The sequence below is a fragment of the Promicromonospora kroppenstedtii DSM 19349 genome (genome assembly GCF_000515355.1).
Classification (GTDB): Bacteria; Actinomycetota; Actinomycetes; order Actinomycetales; family Cellulomonadaceae; genus Promicromonospora; species Promicromonospora kroppenstedtii.
This window is the reverse complement of record NZ_KI911628.1, coordinates 5,375-8,156: the sequence shown is the minus strand read 5'-3', so window position 1 is coordinate 8,156 and position 2,782 is coordinate 5,375. Positions and strand designations below refer to the sequence as shown.

4 protein-coding genes are annotated in these 2,782 nt (G+C 71.5%); all 4 read right to left on the bottom strand.

What is annotated here, in order from left to right:
* Positions 1 to 76 precede the first annotated feature (76 nt).
* The gene (nadD, locus tag PROKR_RS06005; protein WP_036960659.1) at positions 77 to 691 is read right to left on the bottom strand and encodes a nicotinate-nucleotide adenylyltransferase; all 615 of its coding nucleotides are present in this window, start codon (positions 689 to 691) and stop codon (positions 77 to 79) included.
* 45 nt (positions 692 to 736) lie between these two features.
* Positions 737 to 889, bottom strand: a complete 153-nt coding sequence (locus tag PROKR_RS34010; protein WP_020013788.1) for a hypothetical protein — start codon at positions 887 to 889, stop codon at positions 737 to 739.
* A gap of 127 nt (positions 890 to 1,016) precedes the next feature.
* A complete protein-coding gene (locus tag PROKR_RS06000) occupies positions 1,017 to 2,393 on the bottom strand; it encodes a glutamate-5-semialdehyde dehydrogenase (RefSeq protein ID WP_245605723.1) in 1,377 nt (458 codons plus the stop codon).
* Between the two features lie 131 nt (positions 2,394 to 2,524).
* Positions 2,525 to 2,782 (bottom strand): PUA domain-containing protein (locus PROKR_RS37270; protein WP_036960672.1); only part of this gene is annotated, 258 nt, incomplete at its 5' end.

Here is a 2,782-nt window from a genome sequence, read left to right as displayed (position 1 = left end):
ACCGTTGCCGGCAGCGGCGGCCGCAGCGGCCTCACGCTCGCGGATCTCGCGGCGCGTCATGGGACGACCCTTGTTGTCACTCATCGTGAAGACCTCGATACAGTCCGTGCTTGGCGATGTACTGGACCACGCCGTCGGGCACCAGATACCAGACCGGCAAGCCCTCCTCGGCCCGACGACGACAGTCGGTCGAGGAGATTGCTAGTGCAGGGACCTCGAGCGTCGTCACGCCGTCCCGAGGAAGCCCGTCCACGGTGAGCATGTGCCCAGGCCGTGTGACAGCGACGAAGTGTGCCATGTCCCACAGCTTCTCGGCATCCTTCCACGAGAGAATCTGCTGGATGGCGTCCGCTCCCGAGATGAAGTAGAGGTCCGCGTCCGGGCGCTGCCTACGCAGGTCCCGGAGCGTGTCCACCGTGTAGGTGAGGCCTTCGCGGTCGATGTCCACGCGGCTCACCGTGAAGCGGGGGTTGGACGCCGTGGCGATCACCGTCATGAGATAGCGGTGCTCCGCGGGAGTGACCCGCTGCTTCTGCTTGAAGCCCGGCCGGCCGGTGGGAACGAAGACGACCTCGTCCAGCTCCAGCTGCGCGACCGCTTCGCTGGCGGCGACGAGGTGACCGTGGTGGATGGGGTCGAAGGTGCCGCCCATCACCCCGATGCGCGGCCTGGTCCCAGCGGGGGCACTCATGCGGTGCGTGGGCTCATCTGGTCGTCAGGCTCCCGTTTCGACGGCTCAGTGCCGGTTGCCGACGTTGCGGAACGCGTACGTGACGAGCAGCGCGGCGACGAGCGCACCGAAGGCGATCAGGCCGAGGGCGATCGGGGCGATCGGCTCGTTGGCGTGCTCCGTGGCGGCCTCGGCGGCCAGGACAGCGGTGTGCAGCACGGGTGGTTCCTCCCAGTCGAACGTGCTCAGGTGGGCTTTAGTCTCTCACGGACGAATTGCGGCGGGCACACCGCGGCACTGGGTCGCAAGGAGATCCTGCGGAGGTCTCCCGGACGCCAGCGAGCCGTCACGGCTTGACGTGACCGTCGCCCGTGACGACCCACTTGGTGGTGGTGAGCTCCGTCAGCCCCATGGGGCCGCGCGCATGCAGCTTTTGCGTGGAGATGCCGATCTCGGCACCGAGGCCGAGCTCGCCGCCGTCGGTGAACCGGGTCGACGCGTTCACCATCACCGCTGCGGAGTCGACCTCCGCCACGAACCGGTCGGCCGCGGCGATGTCCCGCGTCACGATCGCCTCCGTGTGCCCGGAGGACCAGGTGCGGATGTGCTCGATCGCCTCGTCCAGCGACGGCACCACCCGGACACCCAGCTCCAGGGCCAGGTACTCCGTTGCCCAGTCCTCGTCCGTGGCAGGGACGGCCGTGGCTCCGGCGGGCGCAAAGGACAGGGCTGCCGCGTCACCGTGCAGCACCACGCCGGCGTCGGACAGCGCCGCGAGCGCCGCCGGGAGGAAGGCTGCGGCGGCGTCCTCGTGCACGAGCAGCGTCTCGGCCGCGTTGCACACGCCGACGCGCTGGGTCTTGGCGTTCATCACGATCGCCACCGCCATGTCGACGTCGGCCGTGGCGTCCACGTAGACGTGCACGTTGCCGACACCGGTCTCGATGACGGGCACCAGGGACTCGCGCACGACCGTCTGGATGAGGTCGGCGCCGCCACGAGGAATGAGCACGTCCACGAGGCCGCGGGCGCGCATGAGCGCGACGCCGCCGGCGCGGCCGTAGGCGTCGATGGACTGGACCAGGTCGGCGGGCAGGCCGCGCGCCTCCAGCGCGCCGCGCATCACCTCGACGATCACGGAGTTGGACGACGCCGCGGCGCTGCCGCCGCGCAGGATCACCGCGTTCCCGGACTTGAGGGCGAGGCCGGCGGCGTCGACGGTCACGTTGGGGCGGGCCTCGTAGATCATGCCGACGACGCCCATCGGGACGCGGACCTGGCGCAGGCGCAGGCCGTTCGGCAGGGTCTGCCCGCGCACCACCTCGCCGACCGGGTCGGGCAGCCCGGCGACGTCGCGCAGCGCGGCCGCGATCTGCGCGATCCGCTCGGGGGTGAGGGCGAGTCGGTCCAGCAGACCGTCCGTCATCCCGTTCGCGCGGCCGCGCTCCAGGTCCTCGGCGTTGGCCGCGACGATCCGGTCCGCGTCGGCCACCAGGGCGTCGGCGACGGCGCCCAGGGCGTCGTCCTTGGTCATGCGGTTGGCCGTGGCCAGCGTGCGCGCGGCGACCTTGGCGCGCCGGGCGACGTCGTGCACGGCGGTGGTGACGTCCGTGCCCGTGCCCTCCGTGCCGGTGACCTTCGTGGTGCCCGACGGCGGCGGGGTGCCGGCTCCCGCGGAATCGCCTCCGGCAGGGGTCGCCTCGAACTGGCTCACGATCGTCATGCGTCGAGAGTACGTCGGGTGCGGGCGGATGCCGAGGTCGATTCCGTGGTGCGGACGGACACTGCCGGTCACGCGGTGCAACCGACCGAAGTCGAACCTGCCCGGGCTAGGGGTCCCAGGTCGTGCGCTGGTCAGGCCTTTGGCTGGTCCAGCACCAGATCGTCCCGGTGCACGACGACGCGGTCGTACCCCTCCCCCAGCTCCTCGCGCAGCGCGTACGTGGACCGGCCGAGCAGGGCCGGGAGGTCGCTCGCGTCGAAGGCGACGAGCCCCCGCCCGACGACGACGCCGTCGGGCGCGACCAGCTCCACCGGGTCGCCCGCGTCGAACTGGCCCTCGGTCCGGGTGATCCCGGCGGGCAGCAGCGAGGCACGGCCGCCGAGCACGGC

What these genes read in the sequence shown, in the direction of transcription:
- nadD (WP_036960659.1), bottom strand. Translation starts at nt 691, where the DNA reads ATGAGTGCCCCCGCTGGGACCAGGCCGCGCATCGGGGTGATGGGCGGC.
- PROKR_RS06000 (WP_245605723.1), bottom strand. Translation starts at nt 2,393, where the DNA reads ATGACGATCGTGAGCCAGTTCGAGGCGACCCCTGCCGGAGGCGATTCC.